Origin of the sequence: Metapseudomonas otitidis (genome assembly GCF_900111835.1) — a bacterium.
Lineage (GTDB): Bacteria > Pseudomonadota > Gammaproteobacteria > Pseudomonadales > Pseudomonadaceae > Metapseudomonas > Metapseudomonas otitidis.
Window position 1 is genome coordinate 120,748 of record NZ_FOJP01000016.1, and the last position, 22,586, is coordinate 143,333.

22 protein-coding genes are annotated in these 22,586 nt (G+C 67.8%); 15 read left to right on the forward strand and 7 right to left on the reverse strand.

The genetic code is table 11. The features are described from left to right. The first annotated feature begins 207 nt into the window (after positions 1 to 207). The 3 genes from BM198_RS21170 to BM198_RS21180 all read left to right on the forward strand — a co-directional run bounded on the left by BM198_RS21170 (position 208) and on the right by BM198_RS21180 (position 3,129). Positions 208 to 2,286 carry an LTA synthase family protein gene (locus tag BM198_RS21170; protein WP_074972146.1) on the forward strand — a complete coding sequence of 693 codons (2,079 nt, stop codon included), beginning with the start codon at positions 208 to 210 and terminating at the stop codon, positions 2,284 to 2,286. 151 nt (positions 2,287 to 2,437) lie between these two features. Continuing rightward, a complete protein-coding gene (locus BM198_RS21175) occupies positions 2,438 to 2,689 on the forward strand; it encodes a hypothetical protein (protein ID WP_074972148.1) in 252 nt (83 codons plus the stop codon). Positions 2,690 to 2,820: 131 nt separating this feature from the next. Next, positions 2,821 to 3,129, forward strand: coding sequence for a YgaP family membrane protein (locus BM198_RS21180; protein WP_074972151.1), 309 nt, complete (start codon positions 2,821 to 2,823; stop codon positions 3,127 to 3,129). Between the two features lie 69 nt (positions 3,130 to 3,198). On the opposite strand, the gene BM198_RS21185 is transcribed toward BM198_RS21180, so the two are convergent. Beyond that, entirely contained in the window at positions 3,199 to 3,753 is a 555-nt protein-coding gene (locus BM198_RS21185; protein ID WP_074972153.1) for a hypothetical protein, read from the reverse strand. Between the two features lie 232 nt (positions 3,754 to 3,985). Here BM198_RS21185 and BM198_RS21190 point away from each other — a divergent pair, with 232 nt between their 5' ends. From BM198_RS21190 to BM198_RS21210, 5 genes are all read left to right on the forward strand, one after another. Continuing rightward, positions 3,986 to 4,687: a DsbA family protein gene (locus BM198_RS21190; protein ID WP_074972156.1), complete on the forward strand. Its 702-nt coding sequence runs from the start codon at positions 3,986 to 3,988 to the stop codon at positions 4,685 to 4,687. A 10-nt stretch (positions 4,688 to 4,697) separates the two neighbouring features. Then, entirely contained in the window at positions 4,698 to 5,087 is a 390-nt protein-coding gene (locus BM198_RS21195; protein ID WP_074972158.1) for a nuclear transport factor 2 family protein, read from the forward strand. Positions 5,088 to 5,231: 144 nt separating this feature from the next. Further along, positions 5,232 to 5,591, forward strand: coding sequence for a response regulator (locus BM198_RS21200; RefSeq protein ID WP_074972160.1), 360 nt, complete (start codon positions 5,232 to 5,234; stop codon positions 5,589 to 5,591). Next, complete coding sequence (locus BM198_RS21205; RefSeq protein WP_139233677.1) at positions 5,591 to 6,193, forward strand: chemotaxis protein CheC; 603 nt, start codon at positions 5,591 to 5,593, stop codon at positions 6,191 to 6,193. The genes BM198_RS21200 and BM198_RS21205 overlap by 1 nt, the downstream gene beginning before the upstream one ends. Before the next feature lies 1 nt (position 6,194). Further along, complete coding sequence (locus BM198_RS21210) at positions 6,195 to 7,529, forward strand: ATP-binding protein (protein WP_074972162.1); 1,335 nt, start codon at positions 6,195 to 6,197, stop codon at positions 7,527 to 7,529. Here BM198_RS21210 and BM198_RS21215 read toward each other — a convergent pair. Then, positions 7,514 to 8,191 (reverse strand): DUF6901 family protein, encoded by a 678-nt coding sequence (locus tag BM198_RS21215; RefSeq protein ID WP_074972237.1) that lies wholly within the window; start codon positions 8,189 to 8,191, stop codon positions 7,514 to 7,516. The genes BM198_RS21210 and BM198_RS21215 overlap by 16 nt on opposite strands. Positions 8,192 to 8,311: 120 nt before the next feature. Between BM198_RS21215 and BM198_RS21220 the strand changes: the two genes are divergently transcribed. From BM198_RS21220 to BM198_RS21235, 4 genes are read left to right on the forward strand one after another with little or no spacing between them, the layout of a single operon-like run. Next, the gene (locus BM198_RS21220) at positions 8,312 to 9,598 is read left to right on the forward strand and encodes an ATP-binding protein (RefSeq protein WP_232060716.1); all 1,287 of its coding nucleotides are present in this window, start codon (positions 8,312 to 8,314) and stop codon (positions 9,596 to 9,598) included. Then, positions 9,591 to 10,940, forward strand: a complete 1,350-nt coding sequence (locus BM198_RS21225) for a response regulator c-di-GMP phosphodiesterase, NosR family (protein WP_139233678.1) — start codon at positions 9,591 to 9,593, stop codon at positions 10,938 to 10,940. Before BM198_RS21220 ends, BM198_RS21225 begins: the two co-directional genes overlap by 8 nt. A gap of 4 nt (positions 10,941 to 10,944) precedes the next feature. Then, positions 10,945 to 11,487: a response regulator gene (locus BM198_RS21230; RefSeq protein ID WP_044399431.1), complete on the forward strand. Its 543-nt coding sequence runs from the start codon at positions 10,945 to 10,947 to the stop codon at positions 11,485 to 11,487. Then, complete coding sequence (locus tag BM198_RS21235; protein ID WP_074972166.1) at positions 11,487 to 13,130, forward strand: EAL domain-containing protein; 1,644 nt, start codon at positions 11,487 to 11,489, stop codon at positions 13,128 to 13,130. Before BM198_RS21230 ends, BM198_RS21235 begins: the two co-directional genes overlap by 1 nt. A 69-nt stretch (positions 13,131 to 13,199) precedes the next feature. Here the strand turns inward: BM198_RS21235 and BM198_RS21240 are convergent, their stop codons facing one another. The 4 genes from BM198_RS21240 to BM198_RS21255 all read right to left on the reverse strand — a co-directional run bounded on the left by BM198_RS21240 (position 13,200) and on the right by BM198_RS21255 (position 19,006). Then, a complete protein-coding gene (locus BM198_RS21240; RefSeq protein WP_074972168.1) occupies positions 13,200 to 15,806 on the reverse strand; it encodes a TonB-dependent receptor in 2,607 nt (868 codons plus the stop codon). A 707-nt stretch (positions 15,807 to 16,513) separates the two neighbouring features. Continuing rightward, a complete protein-coding gene (locus tag BM198_RS21245) occupies positions 16,514 to 17,539 on the reverse strand; it encodes a FecR family protein (RefSeq protein ID WP_083422442.1) in 1,026 nt (341 codons plus the stop codon). Further along, positions 17,536 to 18,057 (reverse strand): RNA polymerase sigma factor, encoded by a 522-nt coding sequence (locus BM198_RS21250; protein WP_044399411.1) that lies wholly within the window; start codon positions 18,055 to 18,057, stop codon positions 17,536 to 17,538. The genes BM198_RS21245 and BM198_RS21250 overlap by 4 nt, the downstream gene beginning before the upstream one ends. 67 nt (positions 18,058 to 18,124) lie before the next feature. Continuing rightward, the gene (locus tag BM198_RS21255) at positions 18,125 to 19,006 is read right to left on the reverse strand and encodes a formate/nitrite transporter family protein (RefSeq protein WP_074972172.1); all 882 of its coding nucleotides are present in this window, start codon (positions 19,004 to 19,006) and stop codon (positions 18,125 to 18,127) included. Positions 19,007 to 19,139: 133 nt separating this feature from the next. Between BM198_RS21255 and BM198_RS21260 the strand changes: the two genes are divergently transcribed. The 3 genes from BM198_RS21260 (at position 19,140) to BM198_RS21270 (ending at position 22,289) form a co-directional block, all read left to right on the forward strand. Beyond that, complete coding sequence (locus BM198_RS21260) at positions 19,140 to 19,883, forward strand: AAA family ATPase (protein ID WP_074972174.1); 744 nt, start codon at positions 19,140 to 19,142, stop codon at positions 19,881 to 19,883. 31 nt (positions 19,884 to 19,914) lie between these two features. Next, the gene (locus BM198_RS21265; protein WP_074972176.1) at positions 19,915 to 20,346 is read left to right on the forward strand and encodes a hypothetical protein; all 432 of its coding nucleotides are present in this window, start codon (positions 19,915 to 19,917) and stop codon (positions 20,344 to 20,346) included. A 272-nt stretch (positions 20,347 to 20,618) separates the two neighbouring features. Beyond that, a complete protein-coding gene (locus BM198_RS21270; protein WP_074972178.1) occupies positions 20,619 to 22,289 on the forward strand; it encodes a methyl-accepting chemotaxis protein in 1,671 nt (556 codons plus the stop codon). Here BM198_RS21270 and BM198_RS21275 read toward each other — a convergent pair. Continuing rightward, positions 22,274 to 22,585 (reverse strand): cyclic-phosphate processing receiver domain-containing protein, encoded by a 312-nt coding sequence (locus BM198_RS21275; RefSeq protein ID WP_074972180.1) that lies wholly within the window; start codon positions 22,583 to 22,585, stop codon positions 22,274 to 22,276. The two genes, BM198_RS21270 and BM198_RS21275, sit on opposite strands and share 16 nt — an antisense overlap. Position 22,586 lies beyond the last annotated feature (1 nt).

Genomic DNA, 22,586 nt, shown 5'->3' on the forward strand with positions numbered 1-22,586 from the left:
TAGGCACTATCATCGCCGCTCCCCAGTGCCCGCACTGCAGGCTGCCTGAAGGCGCCGCACCCGCCGCCGCTGTGCCGGACCCGCTCGGAGCATCCGCTACAACCGCCAGGACGGCGCCGCATGGGTTCCTGCCAGCCGCTGCGCGTGACGCCTTCACCCAACCCGCCGGGCCCGTTCGCATTCTCTCGATGGATGGACACCGCCCCCATGAGCTCAAGCCGTAGCCCGATCGGGCCGTATCGCCCCACGCTGCGCAGTCACCTGGCCTTCACCGTCTATTCCGGCCTGGTCTTCCTGGTTCTCTATACGCTGCTGCGCGGGGCCTTGCTGATCTACAACCGCGAACTGATCGGCAGCACCCCGGCCTCGACCTTCGTCGAGGCCTTCATCAACGGCTTCCGTTTCGACCTGCGCCTGACCATCTACGCCCTGGCGCCGCTGCTGCTGTCCATCCCCTTCGTCACGGCCATGTCGCTGCGCCGGCTGCACCTGGCCTGGCTGACGGTGTTCGCCAGCCTGACGCTGTTCTTCGGCATCCTCGAACTGGACTTCTACCGCGAGTTCCACCAGCGCCTGAACAGCCTGGTGTTCCAGTACATGAGCCAGGACCCGAAGACCGTGATGAGCATGCTCTGGTACGGTTTCCCGGTGGTGCGTTATCTGTTGGCGTGGGCCTTGGTGACCTGGCTGCTGTTCAGGCTGTTCAAGCGCCTGGATCGCGCCACCCGGCCCGCCGGTGCCGCGCTTGAGGCCTCGCCCAGTCTGGGCGGACGCAGCCGGGTAGCGCCCTGGTACGTGCGTGTCGGCGTGTTCGGCCTGTGCCTGGTGCTGGCCGTGGTCGCCGCCCGTGGCACCCTGCGCCAGGGCCCGCCGCTGCGCTGGGGGGATGCCAATACCACGGATTCGGCCTTCGCCAACCAGTTGGGCCTGAACGGCACGCTGATGCTGGTCAACGCCGCCCAGGCGCGCTTCTCGGAGACCAACGAGAACGTCTGGAAGGCCACCCTGCCGGATGAGCAGGCGCTCTCGGTGGTGCGCGAGATGCTGCTGACCCCGCAGGATCGCCTGGTGGACCCGGCCACCGCTGCCGTGCGCCGTGTGCTGACGCCCGAGGCCGAGCGCACCCTGCCGATCCGCAACGTGGTGGTGATCCTGATGGAGAGCTTCGCCGGCCACTATGTCGGCGCGCTGGGTGGCAAGGGCGACATCACCCCGAACTTCGACCGCCTGAGCAAGGAAGGGCTGCTGTTCACCCGCTTCTTCTCCAACGGCACCCACACCCACCAGGGCATGTTCGCCACCATGGCCTGCTTCCCCAACCTGCCGGGCTACGAGTACCTGATGGAGCAGCAGGAGGGGACCCACAAGTTCACCGGCCTGCCGCAGCTGCTGAGCGCCCGCCAGTACGACGACCTGTACGTCTACAACGGTGATTTCGGCTGGGACAACCAGATGGGGTTCTTCGGCAACCAGGGCATGCGCAACTTCATCGGGCGTAATGACTTCGTCAACCCGGTGGTGTTCGACCCCACCTGGGGCGCCTCCGACCAGGACATGTTCGACCGCGCCGCCCAGGAGCTGCGTGACAACTACGGCAAGAAGCCCTTCTACGCGCTGCTGCAGACCCTCTCCAACCACACGCCCTATGCGCTGCCCAACCCGCTGCCGGTGCCACCGGTGACCGGCTTCGGCTCCGGCGACGAGCACCTGACGGCCATGCGCTACTCCGACTGGGCCCTGGGGCAGTTCTTCGAGAAGGCCAAGCAGTCGCCGTACTACAAGGACACCCTGTTCGTGGTGGTGGGCGACCATGGTTTCGGCGCGCCCGAGCAGCTCACCGATATGGACCTGTACCGCTTCAACGTGCCGCTGCTGCTAATCGGCCCCGGTATCCAGGAGAAATTCGGCGCGCGCACCGACGTGGTGGGCAGCCAGATCGACATCGTGCCCACCATCATGGGCCGCCTGGGGGGCGAGACCCGCCACCAGTGCTGGGGCCGCGACCTGCTCAGCCTGGCGCCGGAGGACAAGGGCTTCGGTGTGATCAAGCCCTCCGGCAGCGACCAGACCGTGGCCATCGTCAGCGGTGACCGCGTGCTGATGCAGCCCCGTGGTGGCGAGCCGCAGCTGTTCCGCTATCAGCTCAACAGCGAAGGCCAGAACACCGGCCGCATCGAGGACCCGGCAGCTGTCAAGGCCCTGAGCGAGCGCCTGGAAGCCTTCCTGCAAGTGGCCACCAAGAGCCTGCAGGGCAATACCGCCGGCCTGGAGGACCCGAAGCGCTAGCCGGCCGTTGCCAAACGACCTGCCTGTGCGCTTCGTCGGTTGCCGCGCGTTCAGCGCGCGGGCGGGCCTAAGGTGAAGGTCCGGCGTCCACCCGGCGCCGGACCCACCGGGAAGGCTCCACCGGGCCTTCCGCTCCAGAGGAGGCCGCGCCATGAACGCCAGCAACCGCTGCACCTACCGTGACCATGTGATCACCGCCCACCTGATCGAGCACCCCGGCATTCCCACCCCCTGGGCCGGCGGGGTGCACATCACCGCGCCAGACGGCCACCGCACCCGACGTATCCCGCTCCCCGCCGATGCCGCTTTCCTGGCCGAGGAGGACAACGCCCGCCGCGCATCCATCGCCCACGGCCGCTGGCTGGTGGACCGCAGCCTGGACCAGGGCATGCGCCTCGGCTGAGGCGCTTCGTCCCGTTGCCTGAACCGGAACGGGCTTCGGGCGGTCGTTGAGAAGGAGGGCGCCGGATTCGCCGGTGCTGCCTGTCTGGACAACCGCCCGGCATGACTTTGCCCGGGCCAGGAGGATCGACCATGGTCGCTTTCGAGCCGCAATCCCGTGATACCGCCACCCCTGATGCCGGCAACGTGCAGGGCTGGGAGCGGATGTTCTGCATCGGCACCGGCGTGGCCATGCTGGGTTCCGGCGTGCACCGGGGTGGGCCGGCAGGCTGGTTGCGCGCCGCCCTGGGCTCTGTGGTACTGGTCCGGGGCCTGAGCGGTCACTGCCCGGTCAAGCGGGTGATCGCCGAGCGCCATTCAGAGCTGGAGGCACTGCGGGCTCGCATCGAGGAAGCCGCCGGCAAGCTGGCAGCCTGGGAGAAGGCACAAGCGAAAGGGTGATGGCAGCCTCCAGGGCCGGAAACGAAAACGGCAGCGCCAGGGCGCTGCCGTTACACCTCTGGTGGGTGCTTACTTGCCGTAGTTGCGGCGGAACTGGGCGATCAGCTTCTCGGGCTTGGGCTCTTCCTTGATCAGCACGTACACCACGCGCTGGCCATCGGGGCCGCCGCCGATGTCGACATAGCTGAAGGTGGGCTCGCCGATCTTGTACATGTCCATCATGTCGCCGTAGCGGCTGAACACGTAGATGATGCCTTCTTCGTCGCGCAGCTCGCCGTAGAAGGGCTGGGCCGGCGGCAGGCTGACATCCAGGAAGCGCTGGGCGCTGGTCTTGGCTTCCTTGCCCTGGTCCTCGGCCTTGAGCACCAGGATGATCTCGCGACCGAAACCGTCCTGCTTGCCGGTGTCCTTGCGCACGGGGGCGGCACCGTTGGCGACGTAGTTGCGGTAGGTGGTGTAGTCGTCGAAGACGAACAGTTCCTTCTCGGTACGGATCTGGTACCAGTCCTCGTTGTTCAGGGCCTCCACCTTGGCCGGCGCGGCCGGCTGGGTGGCGCAGGCGCCGAGCGCCGCGGCCACCAGGGCCAGGCTGAAGCTGCGGATGAAGGTCTTGGTGTTGGGCATTGCGGTTCCTCCCCGGTAATGGTGAGACGCGAATCTGCCCGAGTCCTGTGACGACCACATGACAGCCAGGTGCACGCGCTGTGACAGCCTCACCGATACCGGGAACAGAGGCTGCACCTGCTCGGTGGCTGCAACAATCATTTGATCCTTTCGGGTTTTATCTACCGAAGCAGAGCCAATACAGTGGCGCACCCCGGCCAGAAGGCCGTCTTTCCCGATCTCGGAGGTGCCCATGGCCACTGCCACCCTGCATTACTTTCATGACCCGTTCTGCGGCTGGTGCTACGGCGCCGCGCCCCTGGTGGCGGCTGCCCGCGCGGTGCTGCCGGTGCGCGCCCACGGCGGCGGCATGCTCGCCGGCCCGGCCCGCCAGCACGGCGGCGAGCAATGGCGAGGCCATGTGCTGCCCCATGACCGCCGCATCGCCCAGATGACCGGCCAGGTATTCGGCGACGCCTACCTGAACGGGCTGCTACGGGACCCGGAGGCGGTGTTCGACTCGCTGCCGGCCATCGCGGCCGTGCTGGCGGCCGACACCCTGGCAGGCAAGGGCCTGGACATGCTCGCGCGGCTGCAAGTGGCCCACTACGGCGAGGGACGACGCATTGCCGAGGCGGCGGTGCTGGTGGCCCTGGCGGCTGAACTCGGCCTGGAGCCGGAAGCGTTCCGCAGCGCCCTCGACCAGGCGCTGGCCCATGACGTGGCCGGGCACATCAGCGAAGCCCGTCGCCAGATGGCGCGCCATGGGTTGAGCGGGTTCCCGTCCTTCCTGCTGGAAGTGGACGGCCGCTTCGAGCGGGTGGATGTCTCGGCCTTCCTCGGCCAGCCGGCCCAGTGGCGTGCGTGGCTGGCCCAGCGTCTCCAGGCGCAGGGGGCTGCCTCGGTCGCCGAGGCGGTGGATGGCCCGAGCTGCGGGCTCGACGGTTGCGTGTGAGGGGCGAACGATGAAGAGCAACCTGCAGATCATTGCCGACCACTACGAGGCTTCGGCACGCGGCGACCTGGCCGGCATGCTGGCGGAGGTCGCGTCCAATGTGCGCTGGACCGAGATGGACGGCTTCCCCTGTGCCGGCACCTGGGTCGGCCCGGAGGAGGTGGTGGCCCAGGTGTTCAGCGTGCTGGCGCGGGACTGGGAAGGCTACCGCTTCGAGCTGGATGCCCTGGTGGATGGCGGTGCCAGCATCGTCGGCATCGGCACCTACCGGGGCGTGCACCGCACCACCGGCAAGGCCATGGCGGCGCGTGTGGCCCACCACTGGCAACTCGAAGGCGGCCGCATCACGGCCTTCGAGCAGTTCACCGACACCCTGCGGGTGGCCCAGGCCATGGCCTGACGCCTCGGGGTGGCGCATTCGTCGAAGCCGGCCACACTTGGATTCACGAGCAAGGGGTTTGACCGTCCGACGATTGACGCCATCAAAATGACATCGCTGGACTACGCTCACTCACAGGGACCTCTCTCCACTGGAGGCACGTGTATGAAAGTCCTGATAGCCGATGATTCCAGCCTCTCCCGCAAGCTGGTGCTCAAAGCCCTCCCCGAGCTGCTCACGGAGGAGGTGAGCCAGGCCGCCAACGGCCAGGAAGTGCTCGCCGCCTACGAGGCCGGCCAGGCGGAGATTATCTTCCTCGACCTGACCATGCCGGTGATGGACGGTTTCGAAACCCTGGAGCACCTGCGCAAGTCCGAGGCGGAGGCCATCATCATCGTGGTCAGCGCCGACATCCAGCCCCTGGCCCGGCAGCGGGTGATGGAGCTCGGCGCGGCGGCCTTCATCAAGAAGCCGATCACCAGCGAAGCGATGCAGGCTGTTCTCCATGAAATCGGAGTCGTGTAATGGACATGCTCACCGAGGACCAGCGCGACGCGCTGCAGGAGCTGATGAACGTGGCCATGGGACAGGCCGCCGACCAGTTGGCACGCTTGACCGACACCTTCGTGGTGCTCTCGGTGCCGCGCATCCACAGCGCCTTCAGCCTCAGCGATGCCCAGGTGCCGGAAGAGCTGGGCGGCTGCCAGGTGGTGGACGTCACCCGCCAGTCCTTTCTCGGGCAGATGCGCGGCGAGGCGTTCGTCTGCTTCGGCTGCCACGGTGCCGACCAGCTCGCCGACCTGATGGGCTATGACGAGCACGACACCCAGCAGCGTGAGGAATTGATGCTCGACGTCACCAACATCCTCAGTGGTGCCTGCATCAACAGCCTCGCACAGCAGTTCGAGATCCCGGTGAGCTATGGCGCCCCCTCGGTGTTCTCTCGCCACGCGTCCTTTCAGGACGCCTTGGGCGCCAAGTCCCTGCAGGACCACCGGGCGCTCATCATGGAGATCCGCTTCGAGGTCGAGGCCTGCGAATTCAGCTGTGACCTGCTGCTGTGCATCGCCGAGGAGACGGTGGGCAGCGTGCTGGCGGTCATCGACCGGTTGCTGAGTGAGCTGTGACATGAGCGCCCCAGGCTCCCCGGGTCCGTCCTCCTCGGTGCTGGAAACCGTGCTGGAGAACATCAACCTGGGGGTGCTGGTGGTGGACGCGGATTGCCGCGTGCTGTTCTGGAACCGCTTCATGGTCATCCACGGTGGGCGCATGCCGGAGGATGCGGTCGGACGCTCGCTGTTCGAGCTGTTTCCCGAGCTGCCCGAGCGCTGGTTGCGGCAGAAGGTGCGCGGGGTACTGACCCTGCGCAACCTGGCCTTCACCACCTGGCAGCAGCGCCCGCACCTGTTCCCCTTCGGCGGCACCCGGCCGATCACCAGCCAGCTGTCGAGCATGTACCAGAACTGCACCTTCTTCCCCCTGGAGAACGAGCAGGGCGAACCGGCGGCGGTGTGCATCACCGTTGCCGATGCCACCGACACCGCCGCTCGCCAGCAGGACCTGGAGCGCCTCAATGCCCTGCTGGAAGTGGAGAAGGAGCAACAGGCGCAGTTGATCCGCCGCCTGGAAGAGGCCCAGGCGCAACTGCTGCAATCGGAGAAGATGGCCGCCATCGGCCAGCTTGCCGCCGGTGTGGCCCACGAGATCAACAACCCGGTGGGCTTCGTCTATTCCAACCTCAACAGCCTGCGCGGTTACCTGGAGCAGCTCATGGGGTTGGTGGACGGCTTGCAGGCGAAGATCGAGACCTGTGGTGATGCGTCCCTGGTGAGCGAGTGCCGGGCGTTGAAGCAGGCCGCCGATTACGACTTCCTGCGCGAGGACACGCCGATCCTGCTCAACGAGTCCTGCGATGGGCTGGAGCGGGTCAAGCGCATCGTCAAGGACCTGCGGGATTTCTCCCACGTGGACAACGGCGAGTGGCAGATGGCCGACCTGCATCATGGGCTGGACAGCACGCTGAACGTCATCTGGAACGAGATCAAGTTCAAGGCCAAGGTGGTCAAGCACTACGGCCAGCTGCCGCCGGTGCAATGCATCGCCTCGCAGATCAACCAGGTGTTCCTCAACCTGATCGTCAATGCCGCCCAGGCCATCGTCGATCACGGCACCATCACCCTCACCACCGGCACCCAGGGCGACGCGGTGTTCATCGACATCCAGGATGATGGACCCGGTGTGCCGGAAGACCTCCGGCGGCGCATCTTCGAACCCTTCTTCACCACCAAACCGGTGGGCAAGGGCACTGGGCTCGGGTTGTCGGTTTCCTACAACATCATCGAGCGCCACCACGGCACGCTCAGCGTGACGTCGCCTGCCGAGGGCGGCGCCTGCTTCCGCGTCGTGCTACCGGTGCGCCAGCCCCCCGGCGAGTTGCCGGCCTCGCCTCAGGTCTCCAGGTAGGGCGCGAACAGCTCGCCCAGCATCTCCTCCGGTGATTGCAGGTTCTCCAGGGTTTCGGCCGCCAGTACATCCAGCAGCACCAGGCCATTGACGCTCTGTTCTGCACGACTGGCGGAACGCAGGCGCTCGGCCAGTCCCAGGTTCACCTCGCGCAGGGCTCGGTACATCGTCAGCAGGCCGTCGATGTCGTAGTTCGCGCTCAATCCATGCCGTTGACGCAGGTACTGCCCGATGAAATAGGTGCCCAAGGCCCGGAACAGAGTCTCTCCCGCACCGCTGAAGGGCTGGTGGAAGTGCGCCATCGGGGCCAGCAGCCGGGTGCGCGGGCATCCCGAGGTCGCACCGATCAGGCCGATCAGCGAGCTGAGCACCCGCTGCAGTGAGGTCACCTGCTCCAGGTGGCGGCCGTGCCAGTCTATGCTCACTCTCACCATGTCGAACGAACGCCTTCCCTCCAGCGCACGCAAGGGCGCCGTCAGGGCCAGGGCAAAGGGGCAGTACGGAGTGACCTCGGCACGCAGGGGGCAGTTGCGACACTGGCAGTGTTCCAGCCGCGCCCATTCCGGGGCGGGGTCCGGCTGGGGGGAGGGCGCCTCCAGCGACACTTCGGCACCGTCCTCGAACGTCAGGTGGTAGTGCGCTAGGGAATTCGTCGCGTGCATGGGACCTCCCGGCGTGAAACGGTTTCCGACGAAGTGACAGTAGTCTGACGTCAAATTGCCATCATCTACAATCCGCGTGCCTATACTCAGCTTAGGCCCGATGTGAACAGGTGCTCTCCCATGAGCTCGACGGTTCTCCAGCAACAGATGGTCGCAGCGGTGGAGCAGATCCCCGCCGGCTTCCTGCTGCTGGACGGGTCGCAACGGGTCCTCTACTGCAACCCCTTCATCCACCAGCGCTGCTCGCGTGACCTCTCCGGCATCGTCGGCATGCACCTCGTGGAGGCCTTCCCCGAAGTCGACACGCCGCGCTGGCACGGTCTTTTCGACCAGATCCGGCAGGGTGGGCAGCCGGTGCAGACCATCTGGCACGACCAGCCATACCTGATCCTGCTCAGCACCCAGCCGGACGATGACGAGCCGACACCGCTGCCGATGCTCCAGGCCACCCTGCTGTACCGCATCGAGTCCGACCCCGGCGAGGCGCTCTACGGTCTGGCGATCTTCGACAGCAGCCGCGCGGCGGCCAACCCGGCGCTGCAGCATGCCCTGATCGCACTGCGCAGCAAGCATGGCGAACTGCACGAGCTGAGCATCAAGCTGCAGGCCGCCAATCGCCAGCTGCTGCAGTCGGAGAAGATGGCCGCCATCGGCCAGCTCGCCGCCGGCGTCGCCCACGAGATCAACAACCCGGTGGGCTTCGTCGCCAGCAACCTCAAGACCCTGGTGGGTTACGTGCATCAGCTGCTGCAACTGGTGGACCAGATGAGCGAGTGGGGCGGCCTGGAGCTGGAGCGCTTGAAGAGCCAGTTCGACTACGACTTCATCCGCGACGACATCAACGGGCTGCTGAGCGAGTCCGCCGATGGCGTGGAGCGGGTCAAGCGCATCATCTCCTCGCTGCGCGACTTCTCCCACAGCGGGGACGAGCGCTTCGTGCCCGCCGACCTGCACGATGGCATCCGCAGCACCCTCAACGTGGTCAACAACGAGGTCAAGTACAAGGCCGAGGTGGTGTGCGACTTCGGTGAGCTGCCGCTGGTGGAATGCATACCCGCACAGATCAACCAGGTGGTGATGAACCTGCTGGTCAACGCCGCCCAGTCCATCGAGAGCTTCGGGCACATCGTCATCCACACCGAGCGCATCGGCGACGAAGTGCTGATCGAGGTCAGCGACAGCGGTTGCGGCATCCCCGAGAGTCAGCTGATGCAGATCTTCGACCCGTTCTTCACCACCAAACCCGTCGGCAAGGGCACCGGGCTGGGACTCGCGCTATCGTTCAGCATCGTGGAGAAGCACGGCGGCAGCCTCACCGTCACCAGCGAGGTGGGCCAGGGCTCGACCTTCCGTATCCGCCTGCCGATCCACCAGGGAGAAACCAGTGGAGGAGCACACCATGACTGACGTACAAGACAGCCTGCCGCGCCCGCGCGTCATGCTCGTCGACGACGAGGAGAACATCCTCAACAGCCTCCGACGGTTGCTCCGGGGTCAGCCCTACGACCTGGTCATGGCCCACAGCGGTGACGAGGCACTGCAACTGTTCGAGGCCCAGCCCATCGACCTGGTGGTGTCCGACGCACGCATGCCCGGCATGGACGGCGCCACGCTGCTGGCCGAGATCCACAAGCGCGACCCGGGCTGCATGAGCGTGCTGCTCACCGGCTATGCCGATATCAACACCATCATCACCGCCATCAACGAAGGGCAGATCTACCGCTACCTGAGCAAGCCCTGGAACGACGAAGAACTGCTGCTGACCATCCGCCAGGCCCTGGCCTACCAGTTCGCCGAGCGTGAGCGCGAGCGCCTGCAGCAACTGACCCAGGAGCAGAACCAGCAGCTCAAGAGCCTCAACGAGAACCTCGAGAAGCGCGTCCAGGCGCGCACCGCCGAGCTGCAGCAGACGGCCGACATGCTCGACCTCGCCTACGAGGAGCTGCGCCGCAGCTACGTGCTCAGCACCGAAGTGTTCTCCCTGCTGGTCAACCAGCGCCTGCCCCGGGAGAAACAGACCAACCAGCAGATCATCGCCCTGATCCGCGCCTTCGCCGCCGACCTCGGCATGCCCGAGGACCAGGCCCGCGACCTGAGCATGGCCGCCGCCCTCTACAACATCGGCAAGCTGAGCCTGCCGGACGCGCTGATCACCGGCCCCTCGGACCTGATGCACAGCAAGGACCGTGACCTCTACCGGCGCTACCCCTCCCAGAGCGAATCGGTGCTGATGGCCCTGGAGCCGCTGCACGACGCCGCCCGCCTGATCCGCCACCACCAGGAGCGCTGGGACGGCTCCGGCTTCCCCGACCACCTGCGGGGCAACGACATCCCCCTGGGCTCGCGCATGCTCAAGCTGGCGGTGGACTTCGTCGAACTGCAATGCGGCCTGGTGCTGGAGCGCCGCCTCAATCGCGACGAAGCCCTGCTGTTCATCCGCAAGTACGCCGAGCGGCTCTACGACCCGGAACTGGTGGAGCGCTTCGTCACCATCTGCTCCACGGTCATGCCCGACGTCACCATCGGCGACCCAGGCGTGCGGGCGGTGGACACCCGGCATCTGGAGCCCGGCATGGTGCTGGCGCGCAACCTCCACGCCGACAACGGCATGTTGCTGCTCAACGAAGGCAAGGTCCTCTCGGACCTGCTGATCCGCAAGCTGATTGCCTTCGAAGGCATCGAATCGGCTTCCTACACCTTGTTCGTCCGTGAGCCTGAAGCGGCCAAGCCCCGCGCTCACCTGGAGTGATGCCATGTCCAGATTGCTGCTGCTGGATGACGAGCCCGCCGTGGTCAATGCCATCTGCCGCGAACTGCGCGGAGAGGGCTGGCAACTCGACGCCTTCACCGACCCCCAGGTAGCCCTGGAGGCGTTGTCGCAGAACACCTACGAGCTGATCCTCTCCGACCTGCGCATGCCCGAGCTGGACGGCATCGCCTTCCTCCAGTTCGCCAAGCAGCTGCAGCCCGACGCCCTGCGCCTGCTGCTCAGCGGCGACAGCGACCGCGAAACGCTGGTGCGCGCCATCAACCGGGCCGAGGTCTACCGCTTCATCTCCAAGCCCTGGGACGCCTACGAGCTGCGCAGCACCCTGCACACCTGCCTCGAACTGCAGCACAGCCAGGTCGAGCGCAAGGCGCTGCTCGAACGGGTCAGGCAACAGCAACATGCCATCGACGCCCACGAGGCGCACCTGCGGAAGATGCGCCAGGAACACCCCGAGATCTTCGCCGTCGCCCGGAGCGAGGACGGCGCCATCCTGCTCGAGGACGAGAGCGAACCGGAGCCTCGCTGATGGACATCCAAACGCCTGCTTCCGCCTCCCTGGCGGACAGGATTGCCGCCCAGGGACCCTGCGCCCCGGGTGCCTTGCTGGCATTGATCGACCTCGACGACTTCCACATCCTCAACGCCCACCACGGCCTGGAAACCGGCGACCTGGTGATGCTGCACCTCGAGGACCGCCTGCGAGAGGCCCTGCGCGATGGCGAATGGCTGTGGCGCAACGGCCCGGACAGCTTCCTGCTGGGCGTGCCGGATGGCCGCGACACCCCCGACCGCCTCGGCGCCTCCCTCTGCGCCCTGGTGGAAGCACCGCTGGAACTGGCCGGGCAGGTGTTCCACCTGCGTGCCAGCGTCGGCCTGGCGGTGGCCTGGGTACGCGACCGCACCTTCGCCAGCCTCTACAGCCGCACCGAGCTGGCCCAGCGCGAAGCACGCCGCGAAGGCGGCGGGCGCTACCGCTACCTCGACGAAGCCCGCCTGGTGGCTGCCCGACGCGAGGCCGAACTCTGTGGCCAACTGCGCGCCGCCCTGCGGGAAGAGCAGCTGGTGCTGCACTATCAGCCACAGATCGATTGCCAGACCGGCGAAGTCTGCGGCTACGAAGCCCTGGTGCGCTGGCAGCACCCCACCCGCGGCCTGCTGGGGCCGGACAAGTTCATCCCGGTGGCGGAGCGGCTGGGGCTGATGGTGGGGCTCGGGCAATGGGTGCTGGGCCGCGCCATCGCCGATGCCCGCGCGCTGCTGGCGGAGAAGCACGCCACCCTCGCAGTGAACCTGTCGCCCTCCCAGCTGCGGGACCGCCAACTGGTGGGTTTCATCCAGCGCACCCTGCAGCGCCACGGCCTGGAGGCCTCGCGGCTGGAGCTGGAGATCACCGAGTCCTGCCTGCTGAACGACGAAGCCCTGGTGCGCGAGCAACTGGCCGGCCTGCGCCGCCTTGGCGTACGCCTGGCCCTGGACGACTTCGGCACCGGCTTCTGCAACCTCGGCTACCTCCAGACCCTGCCGGTGGATCGGGTCAAGGTGGACCGGTGCTTCCTCAGTGGCACCGGCGAGGACGCACACGCCCTGGCCCTGTTCCGCGCAATGATGGCCATGCTCCAGCACCTGTCCGTGGAAGTGCTCTGCGAAGGTGTGGAGCAGGAAACCCAGATGCGCCTGTTGCAGAGCCTGCGCTGCAACCAGTGGCAGGGCTACTTCGCCGCCCGGCCGATGCCCCTGGACGCCGTCGTGCCCTGGCGCGGCCAGGCACGGCGCTGGTTCCCCCAACCAGCCTGCGCCGACCACCCCGACGCCCCCACGCTGCTGCTGGTGGACGACGAACCGGCCGTACACGGCGCCCTGCGACGCGTATTGCGGGGTCGTGGCTGGAACGTGCTGTGCGCCGGCAACGCCGAGGAAGCCTTCGCCCTGCTGGCCAGCCAGCCCGTGCAGGTGATCATCTCCGACCACGCCATGCCGGGCATCACCGGGGTGGAACTGCTCAGCCGCGCACGCCAGCTCTACCCAGCGTGCCGGCGCATTCTCCTCACCGGCCACAACGACGCCCAGACGCTGATGCAGGCCATCAGCCAGAGCGCGGTCTGTCGCTTCATCAGCAAGCCCTGGAACGACGCGCACCTGGTCCAGGCGGTGGAGTTGGCGTTGCAGTAAAGGACGAGCGGCATGGATGCTGCGCTAAAAAAGGGGCCCTTGGGCCCCTTTGTCGTGTCGAGCGGTTGCTCAGATATCCCACACCAGATTGACCGCGAAATTACGCCCCGGCTGGGTCAGCCGATCGAGGTTGGCCGGGCTGGTCACGCCGGCCTCGCCCACACCGTCGTAGCCCCGCACGTCATCCCACAGCCAGTACTTCTTGTCGGTAAGGTTGTAGAGGCCCGCGTTCACCGTCAGGTCGTCGGTCAGCTTGTAGTAGCCGGTCAGGTCGAGCACGCCGAAGCCCGGGGTCTTGAACTGGCTGCTGCGGCCATCCGGGGCGTTGAAGTCACCCTGGTCGATGCGGGTCTTGCGTTTGACCAGGGTCCAGCTCAGCAGGGTGCCGTAGGTGTCCTGCTCGTAGCCCAGGCCGAACACGCCGGTCAGCGGGTTGACGCTGTTCAGCGCCGCGCCGGTGTCGTCGTCGCGGCCCCGTGCGTAGGCGATGGAGGCCTGGCTGTAGAGGCCGGTCGGGGCACCGAAGGCGTCCAGGTTCAGTCGGCCTTTGGCCTCGATGCCACGGATGCTGGCATGGGCGATGTTCACGCTCTTGAAGGTGGTGCCGCTGGTGGCGACGCTGGCGTTCTCGTCGATGAAGTCGCGGTACTCGTTGTAGAAGGCCGCCACGTCGAAGCTGCCGGCATCGAACTGGCCGCGCAGGCCCGCTTCCACGCCGCGGCTCTTCTCCGGCTCCAGGTTGGGGTTGGGCTCGACCACGTAGCCGCCGGCGATGTTCTCGAAGCGGCCGTAGAGCGCCTTGGCGCTCGGCGTACGGAAGCCCTCGGCGTACTGGCCGAATGCGGTGTAGTGCTCGTCGAAGTCGTAGGTGACGCCGAACTTGGGCGAGACGCGGTCCCAGGTCTGGGCCTTGTCGCTGAAGGCAGTGACGCTGGCGTTGCTGATGGTGGCGAGGAACTCGTCGGTCAGCTCGGGCTTGAGGCGGGTGTAGTCGTAGCGCAGGCCCGGCAGGAAGGTCCACTGGTTCCAGCGGATCTGGTCCTGCAGGAACAGGCCGTAGGTCTGGATGGTCGGATCCGGGAAGTCGCTCTGCGGGGCCAGGCTGTCGCTTGCGGTGGGGCTGGTCTGGCCGACGCGGTTGGTGCAGCTACCCACCGAGGCTACGCACACGGCGGTGCCGCTGCGCAGGCCGGTGACTTCCTCGCGCTTGAGGCTGGCGCCGTAGGTCAGCAGGTGCTCGGTCTCGCCCAGGGAGAAGGCCTTGTCGAACTGCGCATCGAGCACCCAGAGGCGGTCCTTGTAGGTGGTCTCGCGGTAGCGCATCACGTCACGCAGGGTGTTGCCGCCGAAGCCGGGCGCATAGCGCTCCTGGGTGCTCTGGTCGGTCTTGGCGATCTGGTAGTTCAGGCTCCACTTCAGGTTGTCCGCCAGCAGGCTGTCCAGGGCCAGGGTGTGCTCCAGGCCGAAGCGCTCGCGGGTGATGGTGTCGTTGCCGCTGCGGGCCTTGTAGTAGCCAAAGCCGCTGCCGGCGTTGAACGGCCCGCCCACGGCGCTGAGCTGGTTGGTGTCGCGGTCGTCCTTGTACTTCTCGTAGGTCAGCTGCAGGCGGTCGGTGTCGTTGTAGTTCCAGCCCAGCTTGGCCAGCAGGTTGGTGGTGCGCACGTCTTCCGGGTTGGCTTCGGTGCGGCCCAGGCCGGTGCCGCTATGGCCGCCGTAGGACTCGGTCTCGTGGCCGTTGCGCTGGGAGAGGTGCAGCAAGGCGTCGAACTGCTCGTGACGGCCGGCGACGGTGCCGGAGGTGAGCCAGCTGTCGTCGGCGGAGCTGTAGCCGGTCTTCAGGCGGGCGCCGGTGTCGCGGCCGGGCTTGATGATGTCGTCGGCGTCCAGGGTGAAGTAGCTCACCGCACCACCGATGGCGTTGCTGCCGTACAGGGCCGAGGCCGGGCCCCGGAGGATCTCCACGCGCTTGACGATCTCCGGGTCCACGTAGTTGCGGTGGGTCTGTGCGTAAGGGCCGTAGAAGAAGCTGTTGGGCACCTCGACGCCGTCCACCTGGGTCAGCACCCGGTCACCGTCGATGCCACGGATGTTGTAGCCGGTGATGCCGGCACGCTGGCCGGCGCCGCCCACCGAGACGCCGGGCTCGCCACGCACCAGGTCCTTGATGCTGTTGACGTTGCGGCGGTCCAGCTGCTCGCGGCTGGCCACGCTGACGCTGGCAGGCACCTCGCTGGCTCGCTGCTCCTGGCGGGTGGCGGTGACGGCCAGGGGTTGCAGTTCCATGGCCAGGCCCGGGGTCGCGGTCTTGAGCAGCACCACGCTGCGTTCGCCCACCAGCTTGTAGTCCAGCCCGGTGCCGTTGAGCAGGCGCTTCAGCGCCTGTTCGGCCGGTAGCCGGCCGTTGACGCCCGGGGACTGGATGCCGCTGGCCAGGTCCGCCGAGAGCCCCACCTGCCAGCCACTGGTGGCGCTGAAGGCATTGAGCGCATCCACCAGGGGCTGGCGGGCGATGGTGAAGCTGTAGCCGCCCTGGCTGGCCAGTTGGCCGGTTGCCTGGGGCGCAGCGCCTTGGGCGCTGGCGGGTGCGCTGCCCAGAGCGATGGACAGGGCCAGCAGCGACAGGCTGGCAGGGTGGGCGAGGCGACGCAGGGCGGGGGAGGTGGAACGCGTGGTCATGGGTTCGGCTCTCTTCGGTCCGTCTGGTGATGCGCATCTAATGCGAATCAGTTGCATTGGCATCTGACCAGACGAACGTCCCGCCGCAATCGCGTAAAAAAACTTTCAACCGGCTTTGCCGCAGAGCCGCCGCGTGCCTGGAACCGGCCTGAGCGACTTCCCGGAAACGGCAGCCGCGCCGCTGGCGCTTCGCGGATCAATCCGCTCCCACCGGGTGCCGCCAGGCGGGTTGGGACATTCCCTGCATGGCCGTCACGTACGGGGCATCGATGCGGTTCGCCGGGCTCACCGCATCCTGCGGGCTTCACACAAAAGGCAGCGCGCCATTGGCTCGGCGCGGATGACCCCGCCCCCCAGACTGGCGTGTCGCCGGTCGGGGCGCAGGGTGGATGGCGCTTTTTCCATCCACCAATTGCGTTCGCCGTGACCCCGCAGGGTGGACCGATGAAGCGCGGTCCCCCCTACGTCCTGGCAAGGATCACCTTTGCCGTGATGAGAAATCAGAAGCCCTATCGACCTCGCCTCGCTACGGCAAATGGACATGGAATTTCCCACGCGGGCACCAACGTAGCCCGGGCTTCAGCCCGGGGATTCCGCGCGCAAGACGCCCAACCCGTGCCGCCAGCAAGCGCGCAGGGGCCCGCATCCGAGGCGGTCGGAAGCCTATGGAAAGGAGCAGCGTGGAGGAGGGCGGCAGGGCGCCGGGATCAGTCGATGACCACCAGCGCGGGGTACTCGTGCAGGCGTGCGGCGGTGATGTCCGCCAGGGCGCGGACCACGGCGATGGGGTCGTCGAGGCGGTAGTTGCCGGTCACCGCACGTTCGCCCAGGCGCTCGTCGGTGTTGATGATCCAGCCGGGGTAGTAGCGCCGCAGCTCTGCCAGCACCTCGCGCAGTGGGCAGTCCTGGAACACCAGGCGACCACGTACCCAGGCCAGGTCCTCGGCGGCCAGGCGGCGCCGATCACTGAAGCCATCCGGGCCGATGCGCACGCTGTCGCCAGCGGCGAGGCTCATGCGCGCATCGCTGCGACGGGAACGCAGGTCCAGCTCGCCGCGTTCCACGCTGACCTCGGCTTCGTCCCCCAGGTAGCGCACGGCGAACGTGGTGTCGCGTACCGACAGGCTCACGGGGCCGGCTTCCACCTCGAAGGGGCGGCTGGGGTCCCGGGCCACGTTGAAATAGGCCTCGCCCTGCAGCAGGCGGGCGCTGCGCTGGGTCGGGTCGATGTCGGCGGCGAAGGCCGTACGGGTGTTGAGCAGTACCCGCGAGCCGTCGGCCAGCTCCACGGTCTGGCGCTGGCCGGTGGCGGTCAGGTGGTCGGCCTGCACGCGCAAGACCAGCTCGTTGTGAAAACCCACGCCCACCGCCAGCAGCACCGCGGCTGCCAAACCCCACAGCGGACGCAGCCGGCGGCCGGAGCGGGGACGGGCGAGGGTGGGTTCCAGACGGGCAGCGGCTTCGCCGAGCAGCGGGGCGTTCCACATCCGCCGCGCGGCCTCGAAGGCGCGGGCGTGCTCGGGTGATTGCGTGCGCCAGCACTCGAAGCGCTGGCGGCACGCGTCATCGGCTTCCTCCAGCAGGATCAGCCAGTCCAGCGCCTCGCCCAGGCAGGCCGGGTCCACCGGTGGGTGGGCATCGGAAGCAGGGCGGTGATCGTCGGGCACGGGCGCGTCCTCGGGGCGGGGGGCGCCTATTCTTGTCGAACCCGGGCAGGAGCGAAACCCCGTCATGCGGGCGGGTCCAGCCGGCTCATCAGGGTGAGGCAGAGGGTCATGATCAGTTTCAGTTCCTTCTGCACCGTGCTGGGCGAGACGCCGAGCTGCTCGGCGATCTCGCCGTAGCTCAGGCCATGCAGGCGGCTGAGCACGAAGATCCGCTGCTGGCGGGGCGTCAACTGGCCGAGGGTGTCGCCCAGGCGCTCCAGCAGGCGCTCGGCGTGGAGGCCGTCCTCGGTGGAGGAGGTGGGAGCCGCCACGGCCTCGATCACCGCCTCGGGCACGTCCTCCAGCAGCGTCCGCGATTGCATGCGCACGCGCCGCAGGTGATCCAGGGCCAGGTTGCGCCCGGTCTGGAAGAGGAACGGCTCCAGGTGGTCGATGGGCCGCTCGTGGAGGGTCCGCGCCACCCGCAGGTAGGTTTCCTGCACCAGGTCCTCGGCCACGCTGGGGCTCTTCACCATGCGGGCCAGGGTGCGCAACAGCGGCATACGCTGGGCGAGGAATACGGCATCGAGGTTGGAAGGGGTCACTGCGACATCCGGCCACCAGAAAGTCGCAAATGATAATTGCTTTTATTTGTGTTGGGTAGCGGCCCGCTCAGCCCCGCTTGCGCTGCCTTGGCGCCTCCGCCTCGGCCGTGCGCGCATCGTGCAGGCGGCGCGTGTCGCTGCGCACCTGGGCATGGCTGATCAGGGCGAAGATCAGGCTGCCGCCGACGATGTTGCCCGCCAGGGTGGGCCCGGCGAAGTCGAGCCAGAAGGCCGCCCAATCGAGGTGCCCGGCGAACACCAGGTAGGACACCTCCGCCGAACCGACCACGATGTGGGTGAAGTCCCCCAGGGCCATCAGGTAGGTGACGAGGATGATCAGCAGCGGCTTGGCGCTTTCCTGGGAGGGGATCATCCACACCAGGGTGGCGATCATCCAGCCGGAGACGATGCCCTTGGCGAACATCTGCCCGTTGTCGTTCTCCATCACCTTGCGGCCGATGTCGAGGAAGGCACGGTCCGTGGCGCCGTCGAAGATCGGCAGGTGCAGCATCACCCAGGCCACCAGCAGGGTGCCGGCCAGGTTGCCCGCCAGCACCACGCCCCACAGGCGCAGCAGGCGGCCGAGGTTGTGCAGGGTCGGCTGGCTCATCACCGGCAGCACGGCGGTCAGGGTGTTCTCGGTGAACAGCTGCTGGCGCGCGAGGATCACCGCCAGGAAGCCCGCCGAGTAGCCCAGGCTGGCGATCACCTGGCTGGAGGGGCTGTCCGGCAGGCGTGCATGCAGCAAACCCATCGCCATCAGCGACAGGCCCATGGTCAGGCCCGCCGCCAGGGCCGACCACCACAGCGCGGCGGCCTTGCGCTCCAGTTCCTGGTCGCCCTGGGTGCGGATGATCTCGTGGAGCACCGCCGCCCGGGGCGGCTGGTTCTCGTTCACGTCCTGGCGTTCGCGGGGGGACAGCCCCGGTGTCTTGCCGTCTTCGCTCATGGCGGGCTCCTGCAGGTGATGCAGGGTTGATCCTCGCAAGCGGCGTTTGGTTCGGCTGCGTTTCGTGCCGCTCGGCGGCTGGTGGAAGGGCCCGCCGCTGGCTAGGATGGCGGCCTGTTTTCGGAGGCCCGCGATGGACACGCGCTACCTGATCGACATGCGCCTGAAGGCCGACAAGGCCGAGGGCCGCAGCGACTACCCCTATTCGCTCCCGGCGGTCAGGCACCTGGGGCGCCTGGAGTTCAGCCCCACCGTGACCTTCCTGGTGGGGGAAAACGGTTCGGGCAAGTCCACCCTCATGGAGGCGCTGGCGGTGACCCTGGGCTTCAATCCCGAGGGCGGCACCCGCAACTTCAACTTCGGCACCTGGGCTTCCCACTCCGAACTGCACCAGGCCCTGCGGGTCGGCAAGGGCGTGCGCCGCGCCCGCGATGGGTTCTTCCTGCGGGCGGAGAGCTTCTTCAACGTCGCCACCGAGATCGAGCGGATGGACGCCGAGCCCGCCCCGGCGCCGCCGGTGATCGACTCCTACGGCGGGCTCTCGCTGCACGAGCAGTCCCACGGCGAATCCTTCTTCGCACTGATGATGAATCGCTTCGGCGGCAAGGGCGTCTACCTGCTGGACGAACCCGAGGCCGCGCTCTCGCCCCAGCGCCAGCTGGCGATGCTGGCGCGCATCAACGACCTGGTGAAGGACGACTCGCAGTTCGTCATCGCCACCCACTCGCCGATCCTCATGGCCTACCCGGGTGCCTGGATCTACCAGTGCGGCCCCCAGGGCTTCGAGCGGGTGGACTACGACGACACCGAACACGTGCGGGTGACCCGGGGCTTTCTCGCCAACCCCGCACGCACGCTGCGCACCCTGCTGGATTGAACCTGCCCACGACCCACGGACGGACCCGACCATGGACGACCTGTTGCCCAACCCCTTCCTGCTGGCCGGTGGCGCGCTGAGTGCGCTCGCCGCGCTGCTGCACCTCGGCTGCATCCGCTATGGCGCGCCCTGGTACCGCTTCTTCGGCGCCGGTGAGCGCATGGCGCGCCTGGCCGAGGCCGGCAGCCCGTTCCCCACGCGGGTGACCCTAGGCATCACCCTGGTGCTCGGCCTGTTTGCGCTGTACGCGTTCTGCGCCGGGCTCGGCCGGCCGCTGCCCCTGAGCCGCCTGGCACTGGGCGGGGTCGCCGCCGTCTACCTGCTGCGCGGAGTCGCCGGGCTGGCGCTGATCCCTGTCGGGCTCGGCCGCAGCCCGGCGTTCTGGCTGTGGAGTTCGCTCATCTGCCTGACCCTGGGTGGCCTGCACCTGGCGGGATTGCTGCAGGCCTGGCCGGCGCTCTGAGGCCGCCTCCAGGCGCGCCAGGCTGACGGCCCGTAGCGCGTGATGGCGGTGTGCCCACCCAGCCTTCAGCGGGAAATGCCGCCCCGCTGCGTCAGGTCGTTCGACCCGCCTGGCGCCGCTTTTCCTACAGGCTCGGCAGGGCCTGCGCCGCAGACGGCCCGGCAACGGCCGGCTGCCTCCGCTTCGGTTCCCACCCCTTCGCGTCGCCTCCTGAACAGGGCTGGGCCCTGTGCTAGAACCCGGAGCCAGTTCACTGACCGGAGGGGTGGGAAATGAAGGGATTGTCCATCAAGCAGAAGATCCTCGCGCTGGCCATGCTGCCACTGCTGTTGCTCGCGCTGGCCGGCGCCTGGACCGGCTTCGACCAGGCTCGCGACCTGCGCGACCTGGGGCGCGACACCCTGCGCCAGTCGCTGCTGGATGCGCGCCGCGACCAGTTGGCCAACTACATGGAGCTGGCCCTGTCCGCCGTCGAGCCGGCCCTCGCGCGGGGCGAGCCGGAGCGGGCCAAGGACCTGCTGCGCGCCCTGCGCTTCGACGGTGACAGCGGCTACTTCTTCGTCTACGACACCCACGGCGTGCAGGTGGTCAGTGGCGACAATCCCTCGCGGGAAGGCAACGACTACTGGAGTTCCAGCACCCCGGACGGACGCGCCCTGGTGCAGGAGTACATCGAGGCCGCCAAGCGCGGCGGCGACTACCTGGAATACGGCTGGACCAAGCCGGGCCAGGACGCCCCATCCCCCAAGCTCGCCCACGTCGTCCCCGTGCCCGGCACCGACTGGGTGCTGGGCACCGGCTTCTACATCGACGACCTCGACGCCCTGGTCGCCGCCCTCGACGAGGAGTTCGCCGGAGCCCTGCGCGAGAGCCTGATGCGCGGCGGCTTCTCCGTGGTGCTGCTGCTCGGGCTGGTGGTGGGGCCGGTGATGCTGCTGGTGCGCAGCATCCATGCACCGCTGGGCCAGGCCGTCTCCACCATGGAGGACATCGCCCGGGGTGAGGGCGACCTGACCCGCCGGCTGGACGAATCCAGCGGCCACGAACTCGGCGCCCTGGCCACCTCCTTCAACCGCTTTGCCGAGCAGGTGCGCCATCTGGTGCGGCAGACCCGCGAGTCCTCCGACACCCTGGGCCGCGCCAGCGAAGAGCTGGAGGCCTTCATGGCCGGCATCGGCCAGGGCATCGACACCCAGCACCGCGAGAGCGACCAGCTGGCCACCGCCACCGAGGAAATGTCCGGCGCGGCTCAGCAGATCGCCGGCAGTGCCTCCAGCGCCGCCCAGGCCGCCCGTGATGCCGAGCACCGGGTGGACGAGGCACGCAGCCTGGTGGGCGGCGCCACGGCGGAGATCCGCGGGCTGGAAGGCCAGGTGGCGGAAGGCGTCGCCACCATCCGCCAGCTCGGCAGCGAGTCCGAGAACATCGGCGGGGTGCTGGACGTGATCCGTGGCGTGGCCGAGCAGATCAACCTGCTGGCACTCAACGCCGCCATCGAAGCGGCCCGTGCCGGCGAGCAGGGGCGTGGGTTCGCCGTGGTGGCGGACGAGGTGCGCACCCTGGCCGGTCGCACCCAGAGCAGCACGGCGGAAATCCAGGGGATGATCGAGCGCCTCCAGGGGGGCGCCCGCGAGGCCATTGCCGTCATCGAGCAGATCCGCCAGGGCTGCGCCCGCAGCGTCGCCGAAGTGGCCCGGGTCGGTCAGGCCCTGGAGGCCATCAGCGAGGCCGCCGGCATCATCAACGGCATGAACGCCCAGATCGCTGACGCCGCGGCCGAGCAGACCCGGGTCTGCGAGTCGATCAACCACAACGTGCACCAGATCGTCACCATCGCCCAGCACACCGCCGAGAGCAGCCACACCGCCAACGGCATCACCCATCGCCTGGCCGAGATGGCCGGCGGCCTGCAGCGCCTGGTAGGACGCTACCGCGCCGACTGAGCGTTGCGCGCCGCCAGCGCCTCGATGGCCCGCACCCCGGCGCGCATCCGCGCCACGGCGGCGGAATTGGCCGAATGCACATGGATGTGCGGCGGCACGAACCCCCGCAGTGCCACCGCTTCCTCGATCCATAGGATCACGTCATAGCCGGTGCCACGCTGGTCATCGCCCAGGTCGTGGTCCAGGCTCAGTTCGCTGACCTGGCCGGTCTCCAGCAGCGCGATCACCTCATCCGGCCACCAGGCACGGACCCAGCCCTCGGGCGTCACGCGTTCGTCGTCCAGATAGACCTTCATT